Annotated in this window: 1 protein-coding gene; it reads left to right on the top strand. The window is 65.4% G+C overall.

Going from position 1 to position 1,199, the window contains the following annotated elements; translation table 11 throughout:
* Positions 1-51: 51 nt before the first annotated feature.
* A partial coding sequence (locus tag BIV23_RS45260) for an acyltransferase domain-containing protein (protein ID WP_245790966.1) occupies positions 52-1,199 on the top strand: 1,148 nt, incomplete at its 3' end.

Genomic DNA, 1,199 nt, shown 5'->3' with positions numbered 1-1,199 from the left:
CGGGGCAAGGTTGTGTTTGTGTTTCCGGGGCAGGGGAGTCAGTGGGTGGGGATGGGGCGTGAGTTGTTGGCGTCGAGTGAGGTGTTTGCGGGGGTGGTTGATGAGTGTGATGGGTTGTTGCGGTCGTTGACGGGTTGGTCGGTGCGTGAGGTGTTGGAGGGGGTTGAGGGGGGTCATCCGGGGTTTGATCGGGTGGATGTGGTGCAGCCTGCGTTGTTTGTGATGGGGGTGGGGTTGGCGGCGGTGTGGCGTTCGTTGGGTGTGGAGCCGGCTGCTGTGGTGGGGCATTCGCAGGGTGAGGTGGTTGCGGCGGTGGTGTCTGGTGCGTTGAGTCTTGCGGAGGGTGTGTTGGTGGTGGTGGGGCGTTCTCGGGCGGTGTTGGGGTGTGCGGGGTCGGGTGGGATGGCTGTGGTGGAGCGGTCGGTGGGGGAGGTGGAGGAGTGGTTGGTGCCGTTTGGTGATGGGTTGTCGGTGGCGGCGGTGAATGGGTCTGGTTCGACGATTGTGTCGGGTCGGGTGGATGCGGTGGAGCGGTTGGTGGGTGAGGTGCAGGGGCGGGGTGTGTATGCGCGGGTGATCCGGGTGGATTATGCGTCGCACAGTGCGCAGATGGATGTGTTGTTGCCGGGGTTGGCTGAGGAGTTTGCGGGGTTGGTGCCGAGGCGGGCGGGGGTGGCGTTTTATTCGACGGTGTCGGGTGGGGTGGTGTCGGGGGTTGAGTTGGATGGGGGGTATTGGTGCCGGAATCTGCGGGAGCCGGTGCGTTTTGATCGTGCGTTGGAGCGGTTGTTGGAGGATGGGTATGGGGTGTTTGTGGAGGTGTCGGCGCATCCGGTGTTGGCGATGCCGTTGACGGATGGGTGTGCGGGTCGGGGTGGGGTTGTGGTGGGTTCGTTGGCGCGTGGGCGGGGTGGGATGGGGCAGATCCTGCGGAATGCGGGGTTGTTGCATGTGCAGGGGCATGTCCTGGACTGGGACAGGGTGCTGCCGTTGGCGGGGGGAGTGGTCGCGGGGCTGCCGACGTATGCCTTCCAGCGCGAGCGGTACTGGCTGGAGATTCCCAAGTCCTCCGGTGATGCGGGTTCGTTGGGGCTGGATGCTGGTGGGCATCCCTGGATCGGCGCGGTGACGGCCCTCGCCGACGGTGACGGGTATCTGTTCACGGGGCGTCTGTCTTTGGCGGAGCAGCCGTGGCTGGC

Source organism: Streptomyces monashensis (assembly GCF_001866665.1).
GTDB classification, from domain to species: domain Bacteria; phylum Actinomycetota; class Actinomycetes; order Streptomycetales; family Streptomycetaceae; genus Streptomyces; species Streptomyces monashensis.
The sequence above is the reverse complement of the archived record's forward strand: the minus strand, read 5'-3'. Positions and strand labels throughout refer to the sequence as shown.